At 64.7% G+C, this 17465-nt stretch carries 16 protein-coding genes, 1 tRNA gene and 1 pseudogene; 13 read left to right on the top strand and 5 right to left on the bottom strand.

The features are described from left to right. Nucleotides 1-160: 160 nt before the first annotated feature. Nucleotides 161-1270, bottom strand: a complete 1110-nt coding sequence (locus ACLB6G_RS07355) for a pyridoxal phosphate-dependent aminotransferase (protein WP_410355493.1) — start codon at nt 1268-1270, stop codon at nt 161-163. Between the two features lie 356 nt (nt 1271-1626). Continuing rightward, on the bottom strand, nt 1627-2781 hold the full coding sequence (locus ACLB6G_RS07350) for a porin (protein ID WP_410355492.1): 1155 nt from the start codon (nt 2779-2781) through the stop codon (nt 1627-1629). A 528-nt stretch (nt 2782-3309) separates the two neighbouring features. Between ACLB6G_RS07350 and ACLB6G_RS07345 the strand changes: the two genes are divergently transcribed. The 6 genes and pseudogenes from ACLB6G_RS07345 (at nt 3310) to ACLB6G_RS07320 (ending at nt 8906) form a co-directional block, all read left to right on the top strand. Then, nucleotides 3310-3399: transfer RNA gene (locus tag ACLB6G_RS07345), tRNA-Ser, on the top strand. A gap of 132 nt (nt 3400-3531) precedes the next feature. Further along, nucleotides 3532-3657, top strand: a pseudogene (locus ACLB6G_RS07340) (DUF6362 family protein); the annotation flags it as partial. A gap of 196 nt (nt 3658-3853) precedes the next feature. Beyond that, entirely contained in the window at nt 3854-4495 is a 642-nt protein-coding gene (darT, locus tag ACLB6G_RS07335; RefSeq protein WP_410355491.1) for a type II toxin-antitoxin system toxin DNA ADP-ribosyl transferase DarT, read from the top strand. After that, on the top strand, nt 4495-5574 hold the full coding sequence (gene darG / locus ACLB6G_RS07330) for a type II toxin-antitoxin system antitoxin DNA ADP-ribosyl glycohydrolase DarG (protein ID WP_410355490.1): 1080 nt from the start codon (nt 4495-4497) through the stop codon (nt 5572-5574). The genes darT and darG overlap by 1 nt, the downstream gene beginning before the upstream one ends. Before the next feature lie 907 nt (nt 5575-6481). Continuing rightward, a complete protein-coding gene (locus ACLB6G_RS07325; RefSeq protein WP_410355489.1) occupies nt 6482-7624 on the top strand; it encodes a porin in 1143 nt (380 codons plus the stop codon). Nucleotides 7625-7973: 349 nt separating this feature from the next. Beyond that, nucleotides 7974-8906, top strand: coding sequence for a tyrosine-type recombinase/integrase (locus tag ACLB6G_RS07320; protein ID WP_410355904.1), 933 nt, complete (start codon nt 7974-7976; stop codon nt 8904-8906). Between the two features lie 35 nt (nt 8907-8941). On the opposite strand, the gene ACLB6G_RS07315 is transcribed toward ACLB6G_RS07320, so the two are convergent. Then, nucleotides 8942-9190: a hypothetical protein gene (locus tag ACLB6G_RS07315; RefSeq protein ID WP_410355488.1), complete on the bottom strand. Its 249-nt coding sequence runs from the start codon at nt 9188-9190 to the stop codon at nt 8942-8944. On the opposite strand from ACLB6G_RS07315, the gene ACLB6G_RS07310 reads away from it, so the two are divergent. From ACLB6G_RS07310 to ACLB6G_RS07295, 4 genes are all read left to right on the top strand, one after another. Next, nucleotides 9189-10286: a porin gene (locus ACLB6G_RS07310; RefSeq protein WP_410355487.1), complete on the top strand. Its 1098-nt coding sequence runs from the start codon at nt 9189-9191 to the stop codon at nt 10284-10286. The genes ACLB6G_RS07315 and ACLB6G_RS07310 overlap by 2 nt on opposite strands. A gap of 164 nt (nt 10287-10450) precedes the next feature. Next, nucleotides 10451-11137, top strand: a complete 687-nt coding sequence (locus tag ACLB6G_RS07305; RefSeq protein ID WP_410355486.1) for a BON domain-containing protein — start codon at nt 10451-10453, stop codon at nt 11135-11137. Beyond that, nucleotides 11127-11249, top strand: a complete 123-nt coding sequence (locus ACLB6G_RS07300) for a hypothetical protein (protein WP_410355485.1) — start codon at nt 11127-11129, stop codon at nt 11247-11249. The genes ACLB6G_RS07305 and ACLB6G_RS07300 overlap by 11 nt, the downstream gene beginning before the upstream one ends. Before the next feature lie 21 nt (nt 11250-11270). Next, the gene (locus ACLB6G_RS07295; RefSeq protein ID WP_410355484.1) at nt 11271-12191 is read left to right on the top strand and encodes a hypothetical protein; all 921 of its coding nucleotides are present in this window, start codon (nt 11271-11273) and stop codon (nt 12189-12191) included. A 17-nt stretch (nt 12192-12208) separates the two neighbouring features. Here the strand turns inward: ACLB6G_RS07295 and ACLB6G_RS07290 are convergent, their stop codons facing one another. Beyond that, entirely contained in the window at nt 12209-13126 is a 918-nt protein-coding gene (locus ACLB6G_RS07290; RefSeq protein ID WP_410355483.1) for an alpha/beta fold hydrolase, read from the bottom strand. Nucleotides 13127-13247: 121 nt separating this feature from the next. Further along, a complete protein-coding gene (locus tag ACLB6G_RS07285) occupies nt 13248-15260 on the bottom strand; it encodes a lytic transglycosylase domain-containing protein (protein ID WP_410355482.1) in 2013 nt (670 codons plus the stop codon). A 251-nt stretch (nt 15261-15511) separates the two neighbouring features. On the opposite strand from ACLB6G_RS07285, the gene dapA reads away from it, so the two are divergent. The 3 genes from dapA (at nt 15512) to ACLB6G_RS07270 (ending at nt 17409) form a co-directional block, all read left to right on the top strand. Then, a complete protein-coding gene (dapA, locus tag ACLB6G_RS07280) occupies nt 15512-16393 on the top strand; it encodes a 4-hydroxy-tetrahydrodipicolinate synthase (RefSeq protein ID WP_410355481.1) in 882 nt (293 codons plus the stop codon). A 26-nt stretch (nt 16394-16419) separates the two neighbouring features. Next, nucleotides 16420-16893 (top strand): SsrA-binding protein SmpB, encoded by a 474-nt coding sequence (smpB, locus tag ACLB6G_RS07275; protein ID WP_410355480.1) that lies wholly within the window; start codon nt 16420-16422, stop codon nt 16891-16893. A 177-nt stretch (nt 16894-17070) separates the two neighbouring features. Further along, entirely contained in the window at nt 17071-17409 is a 339-nt protein-coding gene (locus ACLB6G_RS07270; RefSeq protein ID WP_410355479.1) for a rhodanese-like domain-containing protein, read from the top strand. Nucleotides 17410-17465: the final 56 nt, after the last annotated feature.

The raw sequence follows: 17465 nt of genomic DNA, 5'->3' as shown, positions 1-17465 counted from the left end.
CAGCCGTTCGGCGAAACCGCTACCCCCGCCGCCGTTGCCGCTCTCGTGGCGACCGGCACGGAACCACGCGGCTTCTGTTCCACATGGAGATCGTATGGCGGAACCATGGCAGGAATTGGAGCGGCACGATCCTGCATCCGGCAGGCCCGCAGGGTGCCGTTCAGGCGGCCGCCGCCGCCAGCGTGTCCGCGAGTGCCGCGGCGAACAGGTCGAGTTCGGCATCCGGCCCGCAGGAAATGCGGATGCAGCGGTCCAGCCCCGGCGCCATGGGCTTGCGCGCGAACACGCCGCGCTCCACCAGCCCGCTCATCACCGACAGCGCGAACGCGCCGTCGCGCCCGCAATCGATGGTGACGAAATTCGTCGCCGAGGGCAGGGCGGAGAGCCCGTTGCCGGCAGCGATGCCGGCGATGATGCCGCGCGCCCGCTCCACATTGGTGATGGTTCCGGCCAGGTGGTCATTGTCGCCGAGCGCCGCCAGGCAGGCCGCCTGCGCCATGCGCGTGATGCCGAAATGGTTGCGCACCTTGTCGAAGGCGGAAATGGCCTCCGCCTCGCCGATGCAATAGCCGCATCGCAGGCCCGCCAGCCCGTAAGCCTTTGAAAACGTGCGCATCCGCAGCACGTTCGGGCGGGCGGTGTCGAGCCCGGGCATGGTGCCGGCGGGCGCGAATTCGCCATAGGCCTCGTCCAGCACCAGCATGGTGGTCTCCGGCAGCGCCTCCATGAAGGTCTGCACCGCGTCTGCCTCGTGCCAGCTCGCCATGGGATTGTCGGGATTGGCGAAATAGACAAGGCCCGCGCCCTCGCGCTTCACCGCGTCGAGAAGCGCCTGCGGATCTTCCCGGTCGCCGGCATAGGGCACGGTGACGAGCCGCCCGCCGAAACCGCTGACATGGTAGTTGAAGGTCGGATAGGCGCCGAGCGAGGTGACGACCGGCTGCCCCGGCTCCACATATTGCCGCACGACAAGGCCGAGCAGCCCGTCAATGCCTTCGCCCACCATCACGTTTTGCGCCGCGACACCCAGATGCGCGGCCAGCGCTTGGCGCAGGTCGTGGTTTTCCGGGTCGCAGTATTTCCACATCCCGGGCGCCGCCGCCGCCATCGCGGCAATGGCCTTGGGCGAGGGGCCGAACCCGTTCTCGTTGGCGCCGAGCCGCGCCGCGAAGGGCCGCCCGCGCGCCCGCTCCTGCGTTTCCGGCCCCACGAAGGGCACGGTTGCGGGCAGGGATTGCACCAGCGGTGTGGTTTGCGGGCGAAGCGTCATGGCGTGATCCTCCTGGCCGCCTCCGCTTTACCAAGCCGCGCGCCGCGCCGGAAGCGCCAAATGAGAAATGGGATTGCCCCGAAAGGAAAACCGGGCGAACCCGGAATTCAATTGCGGCACACCGCAATCCAATTGCGGAACGAAAGACAACCGGGCGCCCCGAAAGAAAACGGCGCGCCCACGCCCAATTGAATTGGGCACAAAAAATCCGGGCGCCCCGAAAGGAACACGGCGCGCCCCAAAAAGAAAACGGGGCGTTCCCGCAATTCAATTGCGGCACAAAAAAACCGGGCGCGCCCAAAAAGAAAACGGGGCGCCCGAAAGCGCCCCGCAATCTGTTTCAACCGGACTTCTGATTAGAAGTAGCGGGTGAAGCGGATGAAGCCGGAGAACGAGCCGTCGACACCAGCAATGTCCACATCCTGGTAGGCCAGTTCCGAACGGACTTCGAAGTTCTGGACCGGGGTCCAGACCATCGACAGTTCAGCCGCCCAGGAGTCAACACCGGTGTTGATGTTGGTGGCGGTGAAGTAATGGTCGTTGTTGTACTGGAACGCCACGGACGCCGAGAAGGTCGACGTGAAAACGTGGTTGTACGAAGCCAGGATAGACCATTCGGCCGCACCGGCGCCACCGGGAACGGGGACCAGACGGGCAACGCCGTAGGAGTTGTCGCCGGAGGAGTAGTAACCGATCAGGCGCAGGTTGGAGCCGTTCATGTTCGGGATGTTGTACTGCATGCCGAGGGCAACGCCGAACTCATCCTGACGGCCAGCCAGGAGCGACATGTCGGAGTCGTAACCGACCGTGGCCCACACGGCGCCCCAACCGGCGTTGTAGGAGACCTTGCCGACCACATCCGGAACCCAATCGGCGGCAGCAGCAGCACCGGCGGTGCCGATGGCGCCATCGTCGTCATGCTCCAGAGAGAGCGTGGCGGCGAAGCCGTTGCCGGAGAAGGTGTAGGCGATCAGGTGACGCTGCTGGTAGCCGTAGTACATGCCCGTCCAGGAGTGCGAACCCCAGTTGGAAGCGCCGCCATTCTGCGAGTTGACGAAGGCCGACTCGGTGTAACCGATGCGCAGGCCGCCGAGCTCGAGGAAGGCCTGGTCGAACGTGACGTTGCCGTCAGCGTTGGTGCCCCAGGTGCCCTGCAGGCGCAGGTAGGAGCGCAGCGTGCCCCACTCGGTGTCCGAACGGGCGTCGATGTTCAGACGGCCGCGGGTCAGGACGTTGTAGCCCTGGTTGGTTGCGAGACCGTAGTGGTACGACGGGGAATCACCCAGGATCAGACCGTCGCTGTTGTGACCGCCAACCTGCATCCAGACATAGCCGGAGATGGACAGGCAGGTCTCGGTGCCCGGGATGTAGAAGAAGCCGGCGCCGTAGGCGTCGCAGACGCGGACATATTCAACCGGCTCGGGCTCATAGACGACAGCGTCGGCAGCCTGGGCGCCGGAAACCGCGACGAGAGCCGCAGCGGAGCCGAGAAGAAGGCTCTTGATGTTCATTGTTGACCTCCAGTCAAAGTTAAAAACGGGTCTGGGTACTTTAGCTGAAGGACAGCGTTTCCCTGCCCCATCCCCAATGTGCCGAAAAAGACGCGCTGTCCGCGCCCCTTCTTCGAGGCCGACAATACGCATGGCGTTTGCCCGTTCAACAAAGAACATCGCCTCGAAGGCCGGGCCGGATGCCGATGCACCCCTCTTGTTGCACAAAAGACACGCTTTCGGGGGTGGCGGTAACGCCTTGTTAACGAACGAAGCGATTTCCGGGCCTTTCCGTGATGGAGCGCCCTGTCGGCAAACCGGGCCTTTCCGGCGAGATTCCCGGAATCACTGGGGGAATCACGTGCCGCCCCGATGCGGTTTCCATTGCGCCTGGTCCGGCGTGTCCCCGAGGCTGTGGGCTTTGATGCAAAGCGGCGGCCCCGCCGCGCGGGCACAAGGAACGCGTGCGCGAGGGGTGCCAAGAAAATGGCGGGCGGGCGCAATGCCTTGTTGATTCTCCGGGGGCTTTTCTTTATCCACCGGCGCTGTGGAGAGGTGGCCGAGTGGTCGAAGGCGCTCCCCTGCTAAGGGAGTAGACGGGAAACCGTCTCGAGGGTTCGAATCCCTTCCTCTCCGCCATTTCGCAGGAGTTCGCGACTGTTCTCCGGACTTCGCGAAGATTCGCTGGAGCCTACTGCAGAACTACGTCCGCTTAGGATCGAGGCGCTAACCCTCGTCCCGCCTCCTTGACGCGTCGGCGATGATGTTCTCCAGCCGCGTCGCCCTAGGCCCAGTTCGCGACAGATTACGCAAGCCGAGGAAGCGAGGCTCTGGCTGCGCTGGCTCGAGAAAGGCGACACGCGGCTTGTCTGGCTTCGGGGCAAGGGCATGCCGTAGAAGCCGATCTGCTGGGAGCTTGGGATCAGTCGGGCAACAGCGAACCGACGCTGGCGATATGGCGTCACGGTCATCGTCTGACGGCTGAACGGGAAGCGGGTGCGGCGAAACCGGTCGATTAGCTTCCTGATAGAACGCGCTGAGCGCTCTGCAGCATCTTGAGGGAGGTCGGATCAATGTGTATCCATAACGAGACATGGCCAACAACTTGACTGCCGAAAAGGCTCTGATCTTCAGGATCACGCACAAAAAAAATCTGCCTTGGATCCTTAGGAATGGGCTGCACTGCAAGAATTCCGATGTTCAGGATCCCAATTTCGTTCGAATCGGGAACCTTGAATTGATTCAGCGCCGGACAGCACGGAATGTCCCCGTGCCGCCTGGCGGGACGCTGTCGGACTACATCCCGTTCTATTTCACGCCTTTCTCAATGATGATGTACAACATCAAGACTGGCTATGGGGGGATACGCCAGTTCCCGAACGCGGAGATCGTGATCATGGTGTCATCACTTCGGGGGCTTGCAGACCGCGGCGTAGCAACCGTGTTCTCGGATCGTCATGCGTACCTCCAGACTGCGCAGTTCTTCACCTCGCTCGACGACCTCGACAAGATCGACTGGGGCATCCTGCAGCGGAGGGACTTCAAACGTGACGTCGATGACCCCGAGAAGACGGACCGCTACCAGGCAGAGGCCCTTGTACACAGGCACTTGCCAGTTGAGCACCTTGCAGGCATAGTCTGCCTGAGTGAGAACGAAAAAGGAACGCTGGAACGGCAACGGGAGGAAGTTGGGCTCGATCTCAAGATCGTGGCGCGACCGGGTTGGTATTTCTGATGGTAACTTACACCCAAGGGAATCTTCTTGAAGCCGACGTCGACGCGGTGGTGAACACCGTGAACACGGTCGGAATCATGGGCAAAGGAATTGCCCTGATGTTCAAGGAGCAATTCCCAAGAAACTTCGAAGCCTATGCGCGCGCCTGCGATGCTGGCGAAGTGCGTATTGGGAAAATGTTTGTTACCGAGAACAAGGAACTCTTCGGTCCGCGCTGGATCATCAATTTTCCGACCAAGACCCATTGGCGAGTCAAAACCAAGATCGAATGGGTCGAGGATGGATTGAAGGATCTTGTCCGAGTAATTCGAGAGAAGAAAATTCATTCAATTGCAATTCCTCCACTCGGCTGCGGTAATGGCGGACTCGACTGGGGCGATGTGCGTCCTCTTATCGAGGTGGCATTGGCGGAACTTGATGGGGTCAATGCCATCGTCTACGAGCCAACTTCCAAGTATCAGAATGTCGCCAAGCGCACCGGTGTTGAGAAGCTCACCCCGGCACGCGCACTGGTGGCTGAGATGGTGCGTCGGTACTGCCTTCTTGGGATCGACTGCTCAATTCTTGAAGTTCAGAAGCTCGGGTGGTTCATCGAGCGCGGTGTCAGGCGATTTCAGGTGTCGGACCCGCTCAAGTTCGAGTTCCAAGCAAACAGGTACGGACCCTACTCGCACAATCTGACGAAGCTTCTCGATAGCCTCGATGGCAGCTATCTGCTGTGCGATAAGCGCCTTGCGGATGCTGATCCTCTGGACCTCATCTGGTTCAATGAGGCGAAGTACGACCGAGTGAAGGCATATTTGAATTCCGGTGAGGGCAAAGAATTCTCGCGCGTCTTGGAATGGGCCGCGACCACCATCGATGGCTTCGAGTCGCCTCTCGGCATGGAGCTACTGGCGACCATCGACTGGATGAAGCAGCACGACGGTATCGAACCAACCGTCGAAGGGGTTATGGAAGGTCTCAAGGAATGGGCTGGCGGCGAAGCAGCTGGCCAGCGCAAGTTGAAGATCTTCGACCCACGACTGGTTGCTATCGCCTTGGAGAAACTCGAGGCGTCGAACCGGCTGCCTGCCTGAAGATGCCTGTAGTTGTGGGGCAATAACGGCTGTCAAGTCTGCGCTGCTCCGCAGGACAATTTCTTGCGAGACAGCGCAAGGCAAGACGGATTGCCACTTCATCGTGATAAATAGCGATATACTTGGGAGAGGAGCGCGCCGGAAGACGCCGCGCCGCTGGCCTCCGGCGGCCAGCGAAGGGGCCGGCCGGGGTCCAATCCCCTAAACCACTGTTTTTGGCTTCTTCCTGGGCGTTTTCGTATGCTGGCGCGCAAAGCGCGGGACATGCCAGCGACAGGGCCGAATTTTTGGGACGCCACATGGAAGCCGCACCCACCCGAGCCCCGCGCAGACACCAACATACACGAGCCTTCCGGCCGGACATCGTTGGTGGCTGCGGGACCCACATGGAGTCCGGCGCGGCAAACCGGCGTCCGGAAGCCAACGGCATCCCCCTGACCGAGGCAGGCCCGTCACCACCACGATAAACGCAAGGGTGCGCATGCGGCAAAATGCGAAGGAATGGGCGGGAGTTGTTGGAGATACTCCTCCGCTTATCAGAGAGTTAGAGGGTGGGTCCTCCTACTCCGCCACTTCATCTGACCTTGCGCTGCCGCCCTGCGGGCTTCGCTCCGGCCGGGGCCTCGCAAAGGCTCGGACGGCCGTTGGCCTTGCGGCCCCTGCGGGTCCGAACGGTCTCTGACCTTGCGCTGCCGCCCTGCGGGCTTCGCTCCGGCCGGGGCCTCGCATCGGCCCGAACCGTCTCTGACCTCGCGCTGCCGCCCTGCGGGCTTCGCTCCGGCCGGGGCCTCGCGCTTTTGCCCAGCCAACCCGGATTTGACAGAAAGGCATGTGCATTCAGGCACCTGGCCGGCTGTTGCCTGTCCAGGGCGCTGTGTTGGCGTTCATCGTTGACTGGAGGTCAACAATGAACATCAAGAGCCTTCTTCTCGGCTCCGCGGCTGCCATGGTCGCCGCTTCCGCCGCCCAGGCCGCCGACGCTGTCGTCTACGAGCCCGAGCCGGTTGAATATGTCCGCGTCTGCGATGCCTACGGCGCCGGCTTCTTCTACGTCCCGGGCACCGAGACCTGCCTTGCCATTTCCGGCTATGTCCGCATGCAGGTTGGCGGTGAGACCTGGAAGGATGCCGGCGATACGGCGTCTTATCTCGCCAACGCATCCGGCGCTGCGGATGACACGACAGATGGTTACTCGATCCGTACCCGTGGCCGCGTGAACTTCGATGCCCGTTCGGATACGGAGTGGGGCACGCTCCGCTCGTTCGTTCGCATCCAGGGCACCTGGGGCACCAATGGTGACGGCAATGTCTCGTTCGATCAGGCCTTCATCGAACTTGGCGGCCTGCGCATGGGTTACTCCGAGTCGGCTTGGGCGCAGACCCAGAACGGCGGCGCCTCCAACTGGGGTGTGTCCGTTTCCGATACCGGCATGTACTACGGCTATCAGCAGCGTCACCTGATCGCCTATACCTTTGCCGGTAACGGCTTCGCTGCCACGATCTCGCTGGAGCATGATTCCGATACGCTCAATGCGGCGGGCACTGCTCTCGTTTCCAGTGCAGACGCGAACGATTGGATTCCGGATGTGGTTGGTAAGGTCTCCTACAATGCCGGCTGGGGCGCTGTGTGGGCCAAGGCTGCTTATGATTCGGACGCTTCGATTGTTGCCGGCCGTCAGGGTGAGTGGGCTGCTTCGCTCGGCATGCAGTACAACATCCCGAACATGAATGGCTCCAGCCTGCGTCTCGTCGGCTTCTATGCCTCTGATCCGAATGCCTATTCGGTTGGCTCCGAATGGTCCGTCGGCGCCGCTTACAACCATGTGTTCTCGAACACGTTCTCGGCTTCGCTCGGCTTCCAGTACTTGAACGATATCGATTTTGACGGCAATGGCCTTTATGACGGTGGCCCGGACGCCTGGGCGACGGAACTCTCCATGGTCTGGACCCCGGTCCAGAACTTCGAGGTCCGCTCGGAACTGGCCTATCAGCGCGCCGATACGCTTGACGGCACGTTCTCCGGCTACGTCCGCTTCACCCGCTACTTCTGATCTGAAGTCGGTGTGAACTGATCGGAGGCGCCGGCCGGTAACAGGGCCGGCGCCTCTTTCGCTTTTCAAATCAATGCGAAAGGAGACCGGGGGCTTTCGGCGAAAGCGCGCGGATGGTGCGAGGGAAGGGCCGGCGTGGCCGGGTGCCGGGCGGAACGATCCGCCGGACGGGACTCGACGCGGCCAGGCTTTGCCGCTAAGCGCCATGGCCGTGTGCGGCCCTGCAAGGGCGGAACCGGATCGGGCGTGCGGCCCGGCTGGCGTCCGGACGGGGCAAACGACTCTGCGTGGGGTGGACGCCGTGAGTGAAAGACGAAGCAATCCGCGGGGCCGCGCGCATGCGCCGGCCGTGCATCGGGCCATCATGTCCGGCCCGCGTGTCAGGATTGTCGAAAGCGTGACCGTCGGCGAACTGGCGCGCCGTTATCTGGACATTCTCTGGGAGGATGGACAGCACAAGCGCCATGTCGCCGCCTTCCTCGATGAAATCGACCTGCTCCTGAACCGTCAGGCGTTCAGTGTCTTTTCCGAGGACATGCTGGATGACGTTACCGGTCGCCTTCGCGCCAAGGGCAATTCCAATGCCACCATCAACCGCAAGATGGCGGCGCTGGGAAAGCTCCTACGCAAGGCGCGCAAGATGGGCGATGTCGTCGGCCTGCCGGAGTTCCGGCGCCAGAAGGAAAGGCAGGGGCGCATCCGCTTCCTCGAATGGGAGGAGGAGGACCGCCTGTTTTCGGCCATCCGCGCCCACGGCGAGGATGCCTGGCGGCTCTGTGTCTTCCTGGTCGATTCCGGCGCGCGCCTCGGCGAGGCGCTGGCGCTCACCTGGAACGACGTGCATGACGGGCGCGCCTCCTTCTGGGTCACCAAGTCGAACCGCAGCCGCACCGTGCCCCTGACCGCGCGCGCCCGCGAGGTGATCGCCATGCGCCGGGGCATGGGGCTGAAGGGGCCGTTCGCCATGCTCAACCAGCAGGCCTTCCGCTTTGTCTGGAACAAGGCGAAGAAGGAATGCGGGCTCGGCGCCGATCCCCATGTCGTGCCGCATATCCTGCGCCACACCTGCGCCTCGCGCCTCGTCAAGGGCGGGGTGGATATCCGCCGCGTGCAGATGTGGCTCGGCCACCAGACGCTGCATGTCACCATGCGCTATGCCCATCTCGCCGCCAACGACCTCGACGCCTGCGTCAACGTTCTGGAAGCCAACCGCATCGCCGCCGCCCGTGTCCCGGACACGGCGCGCGAAGACCGCGGCAGGGCATCGGCGACCGCCGGCTGACATTCTTCCGTTCTTTCCAACATGCTGAAATATGGTCAGGAAATGGGCATCTGCCTGAAAAGCGGGGAGCCGCCGGCCTCAAACTGTAGCGTCCGCGCAACACCGTCTGTTCCACGTGTTGAGCCGGCAAAAATATCGATTGCAAAGACCGCCGTCCGGGACCATCGGTTGATGAAACAGAGGCGTGTTGAAGCGCGTCCGGCAATTCGGGTGGCGACGTCCTGGAAACCAAGCACGGCCCGGCCTTCAAAGGCGGGTTTGTCGAGAATGGAGAGAGTGAACATGAACCTGAAGGGCCTTCTTCTTGGCTCCGCCGCCGCCCTGGTGGCCGTCTCCGGCGCCCGCGCCGCCGATGCCGTCGTCTATGAGCCCGAGCCCGTGGAATATGTGAGGGTGTGCGACGCCTACGGCGCCGGCTTCTTCTATATCCCGGGCACGGAAACCTGCCTGTCGATCGGCGGCTACGTCTATGTCCAGCTTGGCGCCACCAATGATCGCGGCCTGGTCACCGACACGCCGAACTATCACGGCTATGGCTTTGGCGGCTACAACGTCGCCACCCGCGGCCGCCTGAACATCGACGCCCGCTCCGACACCGAATGGGGCACGCTGCGCGCCTTCATCCGCCTGGAAGGCACCTGGGGCACCAATGCCGATGGCAATGTCGCCTTCAATCAGGCCTATCTGGAACTCGGCGGCCTGCGCATGGGCTACACCGAATCCGCCTGGGTGGATTCCATGAATGCCGGCGTCGCCACCTATGGCTCCCATTCCGATGGCGGCCTCTATTATGCCTACCAGCTTCGCCACCAGATCAACTACACCTATTCGGCCAACGGCTTTGCCGCCACGCTCTCGCTGGAGCATGACGATGACGGCTTCCTCGGCACCGCCGGTGCGGCTGCGGCCGCCGACTGGGTGCCCGATGTCGTCGGCGTCGTCTCCTACAATGCCGGCTGGGGCGGCGTCTGGGCGAAGGCCGCCTGGGACAGCGACTACATCCCGGTCGCCGGCCGTCAGGACGGCTTTTCCGCTCAGATCGGCATGCAGTACAACATCCCGAACATGAACGGCTCCAGCCTGCGCCTGCTCGGCTTCTATGCCGACACGCCGAACGCCTATGCGGTGGGCTCGCGGTGGTCGATCCTGGCCTCCTACAACCACGTCTTCACCGACACCTTCTCCGCTTCGGTCGCCGCGCAGTATTTCGGCGATACCAACTATGCCCTGGCCGGATCGCCCGATGGCTGGGCGGCGGAAGTCTCCACCGTCTGGACGCCGGTCGAGAATTTCGAGGTCCGCACGGAGACGGTCTATGCCAAGGCCGACGGCTTCGACGCCTCCGTTTCGGGCTTCGTCCGGTTTACCCGTTACTTCTGACCGGCGACGGCCTTTCTACCTTCAAGGGCCCGGCGCCATGCGCCGGGCCTTTTCGTCTGCGCCTGTGTCAGGGCGTGCACTTGCGCTTGCCCGTCCCTCCGATAAAGTCGAACCCATGGTGACGGGTGAGGGCGCCCGCCCGCAGCGACATGCCAGGGGTGACGATGTGTGACTGGAAGCGATGGACATGGCCGGGCATCATCGCCACGGTTTTCCTGACCGCGCTGGCCCTCTGGTTCCGCGCCGGGACCATCGAGAGCGACCTTGCCGCCAATATCGCCCATGCGCTCGGCAATGGCCATTGGGCCACCATTGCCATTGAAGGCCGTGACGTCACGGTTTCGGGCATCGCGCCGGATGAAGACCTCAGGGCCGAGGCCCTGCGCCTGGTGCGCGATGCCGGCGGCGTGCGCGCGGTGCATGACCGCACCGAGCTTGCCGGACGCGCCGAGCCCTACCGGTTTTCCGCTGTCAAGAACGCCACCGGGATCGTGCTGGCCGGCCATTTTCCCCAGGTTGACGCCCATGCCGCCGTGACCGGCGCAGCCGCCGAAGCCTTTCCCGGCTTCGCCGTCACCGACACCATGACGCTGGCCCGTGGCGCGCCTGACGGCTACACCAGCCAGGCCGAATTCGCTCTGGCGCAACTCGCCCGCCTTGCCACGGGCGAGGTGGACGTCACCGGCGACCGGCTGTCCGTGAAGGGGCGGGCTGCCGATGCTTCTGCCCATGCGGACCTCCGGCGCGATCTGTCGGGCATCCTTCCGGCAGGGCTGCAGGCCGGGTCCATCGAGATCGAACCGCCCGCCGGCGCCAGCGCCCCCGGAGCGGATGCAGGCAATGGCGGATAGGAAAGGAGACGGCACCATGTGGTATCTGGCCTCCCAGTTGTGGGTTTTCCTGGTTCTTGCGCTGTGCGCGGGCGCCGCTGTCGGCTGGATGACCTGCCGCAAGCAGGCCTGACGGACAAAGGAATTTCCTCCCATGACAGCGCTCATCGTCCAGTCCGCCCTGCTCATCGCCATCGCTTTCATCGTCGGCGCCATCGCCGGTTGTCTGGCCCGAAAGGCATTCGGCGCTGCCGGGAATGAGGATGGGGGCACCATCGTCGCGACCTATGGACTTGCCGGACCCGGTACGCCAGCGCCCGCCGCGCCGCCGCCGCGCCCGCAGGCACAGCCCGCGACCGCTCCCGAACCAGCGTCCGCGAAGGCCCCGGCGGCTCCGGCGCGGGAACGGGAATCGGAGGCCACGCCGGAGCCCGGCGCCGGTCCGGCTGCGGAACCTCCGGCGGAACCCGCGCCGCCTGCAGGCGGCGGGCCTGCACCCGACGACCTGAAGCGCATACGCGGCATCGGCCCGCAGAACGAGGCCCGCCTCCATGCCGCCGGCATCACCACCTTTGCCCAGATCGCCGGCTGGTCGAGGAAGGACCAGGCCGCCTGGGGCGAGCGGCTCGCCTTTCCCGGCCGCATCGAGCGCGAGGAATGGGTAAAGCAGGCCCGCGCCCTGGCGCGCGGTCAGGAAACGGCCTCCTCCGGGCGTTCCGCCAGCCGCAAGGCCGCATCGCCGGCAGATCAGTCAGCCGGTGGCGCCGCGCCGGAGGGCAAACCGCGCCTTCTCAAGGGCCCGCGCCGGGGCAAGGCCGACGACCTGACCCGCATTGGCGGCATCGGCAAGGCCATCCGGAACAAGCTGCATGAAACCGGCGTGTACCATTACGACCAGGTCGCGAAATGGAGCGATGAGGAAGCAGCATGGATTTCCCGTGCGATCGGCTTTCCGGGCCGCGTCGAACGGGAGGGCTGGAGGGAGGAAGCGGCACGGCTTGCCGCGCAACCGTCCGGATCGCCGCGTTCGGCAGGTGGTGCGGCGGCGCGCCGCCGCAAGCCGAAAGGCAAGTGAAGCGGCCGCCGGGCCGGTCAGGCCGGATCCTTGGCCGCCTTCGCCTTGCCCCGGTCCACGGACGCCAGGAAACCGGAGATGATACCGGGCAGTTCGCCGGTTTCCAGCAATGGCGCATGGCCCTGTCCTGCCACGGTCACGGTTTCCATTGACGGCGCATATTCGCGCATCCGTTCCATCGTGGACCTGGAAAACAGGCGTGAATTGGCGCCCCGAATCGCCATCAGCGGCATTGCCGTCAGGCCGACGAACTGCGGCCAGAGCACCGGCAGGGGCTTGGAAAGATCCAGCCCGGTCAACGTCTTGAGCAGGTTCGGGTCGTAGTCTGCGACTGGCTTTCCGTCCTCGTCGCGATAGATGGCGCGAGCGGAGCGCTCATGGTCGGCCGGCCCCAGCGCGGGAAAGGGTTCCTTCATCGCCCGGGCGACGATGGCGATGGCCTCGTCCCAGGTCCTGGGCTTTGGCGCCCGTTCCAGGTAGGTGCGGATCTGCGTCAGCCCTTCGCCTTCGATGACCGGGCCGACATCGTTGAGGATCCCGGCCTTCATCACGCCCGGGCGCATGCCGGCCAGGACATGCATGACAAGGCCGCCGCGCGAGGTGCCGATGAAGGCGCCATGCGCAATCCCCGCTGCCGCCAGGCCGGCCAGCACGTCGCCGGCCTCCACCAGGACGTTGTAATTGCGCCAGTCCGGGTCATGGGCCGATTCGCCGCGCCCGCGCAGGTCGAACACGATCACCTGCCGCGGTGCCTTGGGATGGGTGGAGAGATAAAGCGCCAGTTCATGGAAATCGCGCGCATTGCGGGTCAGGCCGGGAAGGCAGACGGCGGGCAAAGAATCGTGACCGGCTTCGCCATAGATCCGTGCATGCAGCTTCAGGCCGTCCTGCGCGCTGTAGAAAAGGTCGGCGTAACCGTCGTCGTTGGGCGTCATGAAAAGTCCGGTACCTGCTTTGGAATGTGGCGCGGAAAGGCGCCGCACGGCGAAGCGACTACCTAGCGCAACCGGGCCTTGAGGTCCAATCGTTCCTGAGAATCAGCCCGGAACGGACATATCAGCCGCCGCGGCCCGCCGTCAGGTCCTTCACCGGGTCCGTTCTGCCTGCAAGACGCTGCTTGTAGACCTGCAGGTTTTCGGTCACGCGCTGCACATAGTTGCGCGTTTCGCCATAGGGGATGCGCTCGATCCAGTCGACCGCCGCGTCGACGGTCATTCCCCGCGGGTCGCCATAGCGCCCGATCCATTCGGAGGCGCGGCGCGGACCGGCATTGTAGGCGATGAAGGTCAGCACGTAGGAGCCGGAAAACCGCTCCAGTTGCTGCGCCAGATAGGCAGCGCCCAGCGTTGCATTATAGGCCGGGTCGCTGGTCAGCCGGTCCCCGGAATAGGCGAGGCCGACATGGCCGGCCATTTCGCGCGCCGTCCCCGGCATGAGTTGCAGCAGTCCGCGCGCGCCCGCATGGGACACCGCCCCGGTATTGAACTCGCTCTCCTGGCGCGCGATGGCATAGGCGAGCGCCTTGCCGGCCGCATCGATGGCCGCCTCGTCGGGTATGGCGCCGGTGGGATGGGCAAGCCCGCCAACGTCAAGCCCCCGGCTGGCGGCGATCTTGCCGACGCGAAGCGCTGTATGGTGATCCTGCCGGCTTTCGGCCATGCGCGCCAGAAGCGCGATTTCGCCGCGGCTCTCCAGTTCGCCGGCCAGGTCGCGATAGAGCAATGTTGCGCGCCAGCCATGCCCCACCTCTTCCAGCCGGGCGATGGCCTGCACGGCCGCGCGCGCGGAAAACCGCCTGCGGTCATGCAGGTCCGCCACGGGCGGTTCGATGGCAAGGCGCGCCATGTCAAGCCGGGCCGAGGCAAGCTGGCCATAGAAGGTGGTGCCATACCGGGCAGCGAGACGGAAATGCGCTTCCTCGTCGCCCTCGGCGCCGGCCTCGACCGCCCGGCCTAGCCAGTATTGCGCCCGCGCATTGGAAATCGGCCCGTCGGCGATGGTCGCGATGGTGGCGAAATGGACGGCTGCCGTCTTCGGATCGTCGAGGAATGTGAGCGCAATCCACCCGGCATGAAACTCCGCGTCCGCCACGGTTCCCGGCCTGCCGCCACGCTGTCCCGCCGCGATCTGGTAGGCTGTACGGTATTTCTTCAGGTCCAGCATCTCGCGCGAAAGCGCGCGGCGCTCCACCCACCATTGGTCGAGGTCGATCAGTTCAGCCGGATCGGCCGGCGCACCGGCCATGACCTGCGCGGCTTCGGCGAAGCGGCCGGAACGCCGAAGGAAGCGGGCCAGCGCATAGGTGTAACCCGCGCTGCGCTCGCTCTCCGGCACCTTCTCCAGCAGGGCCGCTGCATTCGCATTGCCCCGGATGACAGCCGCCCAGGCCTCCTGCAGGGCAGGGCGGCCGCACAAGGGCGCCACCCGCCCCGCCGAGCGGATCCGGTCCTCGTAGAGCATGTATTCCTGCCTGTGGCAGTGGTCCGCCCTGGGGATCAGAGACCCGTAGCGGCCGAGAATCGCGAGTTCGTAGCGCGCGTCGAGCTTGGTCTCCCGCCAGAATTCGCCAAGGCGCCGGGCGGCCTCGCCGGCCTTGTCCTGGCCAAGCAGCGCGCCGGCAAGCGCCATCGCGCCCTCCGGCGTTTCCGGCTCCCTCGACGCGAAAACCCGCAGGATGGCGTCCGAGGATGCGCCCTCGCGCGCCAGCGCTCGTTCCAGGTGGCGGCGAATGGCATTGAGGCCGGGCCAGCCGTCCAGGTCGGCAATGGCCGATTGCAGTGCATCGGCGGAGAGATCCGACCCTCCATAGAGCGCGCTGGCCCAGGTCAGGATCGCCCGGTCGGGCGATTCCGCCGCCAGCGCGTCGCGAAAGCCGATGGCTCCGGCGGTATCGCCGCGCGACAGCGCATCCAGCCCGCTTCTGAGCGCCGGCATGTCCTCCGGCTGGGCAATCGGCGACGGCGAAGGCGCCGGAACCGTCCCGTCGCCAACCGTCATGGCACCGGTCACCGCGGCGGTCAGCGCGATCATTCCGGCCAGGGCCGGCAGGAGAAGCCGGGTGCTGAACATGGCGGCAACGCTCCTTCCCGATGGCATGGCGTCCGCGCGATGGATCCCATCGGAGCGCACACTGTGACGGATGCCCGTGAAAACAGGGTTAACGGGCGGTTACGCGGCCGCCAGGGCGAACGCTTTGCGGCGTGAAACCGCTCTTGCCGCACGCGCATGGCGAGACTATGGTGCCGCGCCTGTTGCCCGGCCGGAATTGTCCGTCCGCGCGCCGGCGCAAACCCGTAAAGTCATTCCTGGAGTCCACCGAAATGTTCAAAGGCTCGTTTCCGGCCCTCGTCACGCCCTTCACCGCCAGTGGCGCGGTGGACGAGAAAGCCTTTGTCGATCTGGTGGAATGGCAGATCGCGGAAGGCTCCAACGGCCTCGTCCCGGTGGGCACGACCGGCGAAAGCCCGACGCTCAGCCATGCCGAGCACCGCCGCGTCGTGGAACTCTGCGTCCAGACGGCGGCCGGCCGGGTGCCCGTGATCGCCGGCGCGGGGTCCAACAACACCCGCGAGGCCATCGGCCTTGTCGAACATGCCGAGGAGGTGGGCGCCAGCGCCGTGCTCGTCGTCACGCCCTATTACAACAAGCCCGACCAGCGCGGCCTCTATGAGCATTTCGCCGCGGTCGCCCGCGCCACCTCGCTGCCGATCATCATCTACAACATTCCCCCGCGCTCCGTCATCGACATGACGCCTGAGACGATGGGCCGCCTGGCGCACGACTTCAAGAACATTGCCGGCGTGAAGGACGCCACCGGCAAGATCGAGCGCGTCACCGAACAGCGGCTCGCCTGCGGCAAGGACTTCGTCCAGCTGTCCGGCGAGGACGCGACGGCACTGGGCTTCAACGTCCATGGCGGCGTCGGCTGCATTTCCGTCTCCGCCAATGTCGCCCCGCGCCTGTGCGCCGAGTTCCAGGCGGCCACGCTGGCCGGCGAATGGGACAAGGCCCTTGCCATGCAGGACCGGCTGATGGCGCTGCACAAGGCCATCTTCATGGTCTCCGGCGTGGCTGGCGCAAAATACGGCCTGTCGCGCATGGGCCGCATCGAAAACAACCTGCGCCTGCCGATGATGCCGGTAACCGACGCCGGGGCGGCGGCCATGGACGGTGCCATGCGCGCGCTCGGCCTGTTGAACTGACCGGCCGCAAGGCGCATTTAGACAGGATGAGCAAGGTCAAGTCGACAAACGGCAAGGTGATTGCCGAGAACCGCAAGGCGCGGTTCTCCTACGCCATCGAGGACACCATCGAGGCAGGCCTCGTGCTGACCGGCACGGAGGTGAAATCCCTGCGCCTCGGCACCGCCAACATCCAGGAGAGCTATGCCTCCATGGAGAAGGGCGAGTTCTGGCTGATCAATTCCTATATTCCCGAATACACGGAAGGGAACCGCTTCAATCACGAGCCGCGGCGCCTGCGCAAGCTGCTGCTCTCGAAGCGCGAGATGGCAAGGCTTGCCAAGGAAACTGACCGCGAGGGCATGACCCTTGTGCCGTTGAAGCTCTATTTCAACGAGCGCGGCCTCGCCAAGCTGCTGCTCGGCATCGCCAAGGGCAAGAAGATCCACGACAAGCGCGAGACCGAGAAGAAGCGCGACTGGAACCGCGAAAAGGCCCGGCTTCTCAAGCAGGGCGGCTGACCCGCCCGGCATCTCCGGCTCCTGCAAGCCTTCACGGACTCACCGCCCATACCGCGCCCAGGCGCCGCGCCGCGCATGGTCGCGGCATCCATTGTGGCCGAGTCCGCATGAAAAGACTTCCATATCATCATTTGTTCATGTATATGGTCTCCTGAATTCCTGTTGGAGGCCCCCCGCATGTTGTCCGGATTGATGAAGCGCTTCACCGCTGGTGCGTCCAATGTGATCGCCCATGACGATTTTGTCGCGGCACTCAAGGCGAAAACGCATGTCCTGGTCGATGTGCGCGAGGCCGGCGAGTTCCAGTCCGGACACATTCCGGGCGCCATCAATGTGCCGCTGTCCCGTTTCGACCCGGCCCGCATTCCTGCCGGCAAGCCGGTCATTCTGTATTGCGCCACCGGCGCACGCTCCGGCATGGCGGTCCGTTCGCTGCTCCAGGCCGGCCGCGAGGGCGTGGTCCATTACCGCCCGGGCGTGACGGGCTGGCGGCTCCAGGGCGGCAAGCTGGTCTGACCGGAGTTGACAGGCATCAAGGCGCAGGCGCGCGCCCTGCGCATGAATTGGCTACG

This window comes from Zhengella sedimenti (genome assembly GCF_046506625.1).
Taxonomy (GTDB): Bacteria; Pseudomonadota; Alphaproteobacteria; order Rhizobiales; family Rhizobiaceae; genus Zhengella; species Zhengella sedimenti.
The sequence above is the reverse complement of the archived record's forward strand: the minus strand, read 5'-3'. Positions and strand labels throughout refer to the sequence as shown.

Coding starts and splice junctions, on each gene's coding strand:
- ACLB6G_RS07355 (WP_410355493.1), bottom strand. CDS start 1,270: ATGACGCTTCGCCCGCAAACCACACCGCTGGTGCAATCCCTGCCCGCA.
- ACLB6G_RS07350 (WP_410355492.1), bottom strand. CDS start 2,781: ATGAACATCAAGAGCCTTCTTCTCGGCTCCGCTGCGGCTCTCGTCGCG.
- darT (WP_410355491.1), top strand. CDS start 3,854: ATGGCCAACAACTTGACTGCCGAAAAGGCTCTGATCTTCAGGATCACG.
- darG (WP_410355490.1), top strand. CDS start 4,495: ATGGTAACTTACACCCAAGGGAATCTTCTTGAAGCCGACGTCGACGCG.
- ACLB6G_RS07325 (WP_410355489.1), top strand. CDS start 6,482: ATGAACATCAAGAGCCTTCTTCTCGGCTCCGCGGCTGCCATGGTCGCC.
- ACLB6G_RS07310 (WP_410355487.1), top strand. CDS start 9,189: ATGAACCTGAAGGGCCTTCTTCTTGGCTCCGCCGCCGCCCTGGTGGCC.
- ACLB6G_RS07315 (WP_410355488.1), bottom strand. CDS start 9,190: ATGTTCACTCTCTCCATTCTCGACAAACCCGCCTTTGAAGGCCGGGCC.
- ACLB6G_RS07305 (WP_410355486.1), top strand. CDS start 10,451: ATGTGTGACTGGAAGCGATGGACATGGCCGGGCATCATCGCCACGGTT.
- ACLB6G_RS07300 (WP_410355485.1), top strand. CDS start 11,127: ATGGCGGATAGGAAAGGAGACGGCACCATGTGGTATCTGGCCTCCCAG.
- ACLB6G_RS07295 (WP_410355484.1), top strand. CDS start 11,271: ATGACAGCGCTCATCGTCCAGTCCGCCCTGCTCATCGCCATCGCTTTC.
- ACLB6G_RS07290 (WP_410355483.1), bottom strand. CDS start 13,126: ATGACGCCCAACGACGACGGTTACGCCGACCTTTTCTACAGCGCGCAG.
- ACLB6G_RS07285 (WP_410355482.1), bottom strand. CDS start 15,260: ATGTTCAGCACCCGGCTTCTCCTGCCGGCCCTGGCCGGAATGATCGCG.
- dapA (WP_410355481.1), top strand. CDS start 15,512: ATGTTCAAAGGCTCGTTTCCGGCCCTCGTCACGCCCTTCACCGCCAGT.
- smpB (WP_410355480.1), top strand. CDS start 16,420: ATGAGCAAGGTCAAGTCGACAAACGGCAAGGTGATTGCCGAGAACCGC.
- ACLB6G_RS07270 (WP_410355479.1), top strand. CDS start 17,071: ATGTTGTCCGGATTGATGAAGCGCTTCACCGCTGGTGCGTCCAATGTG.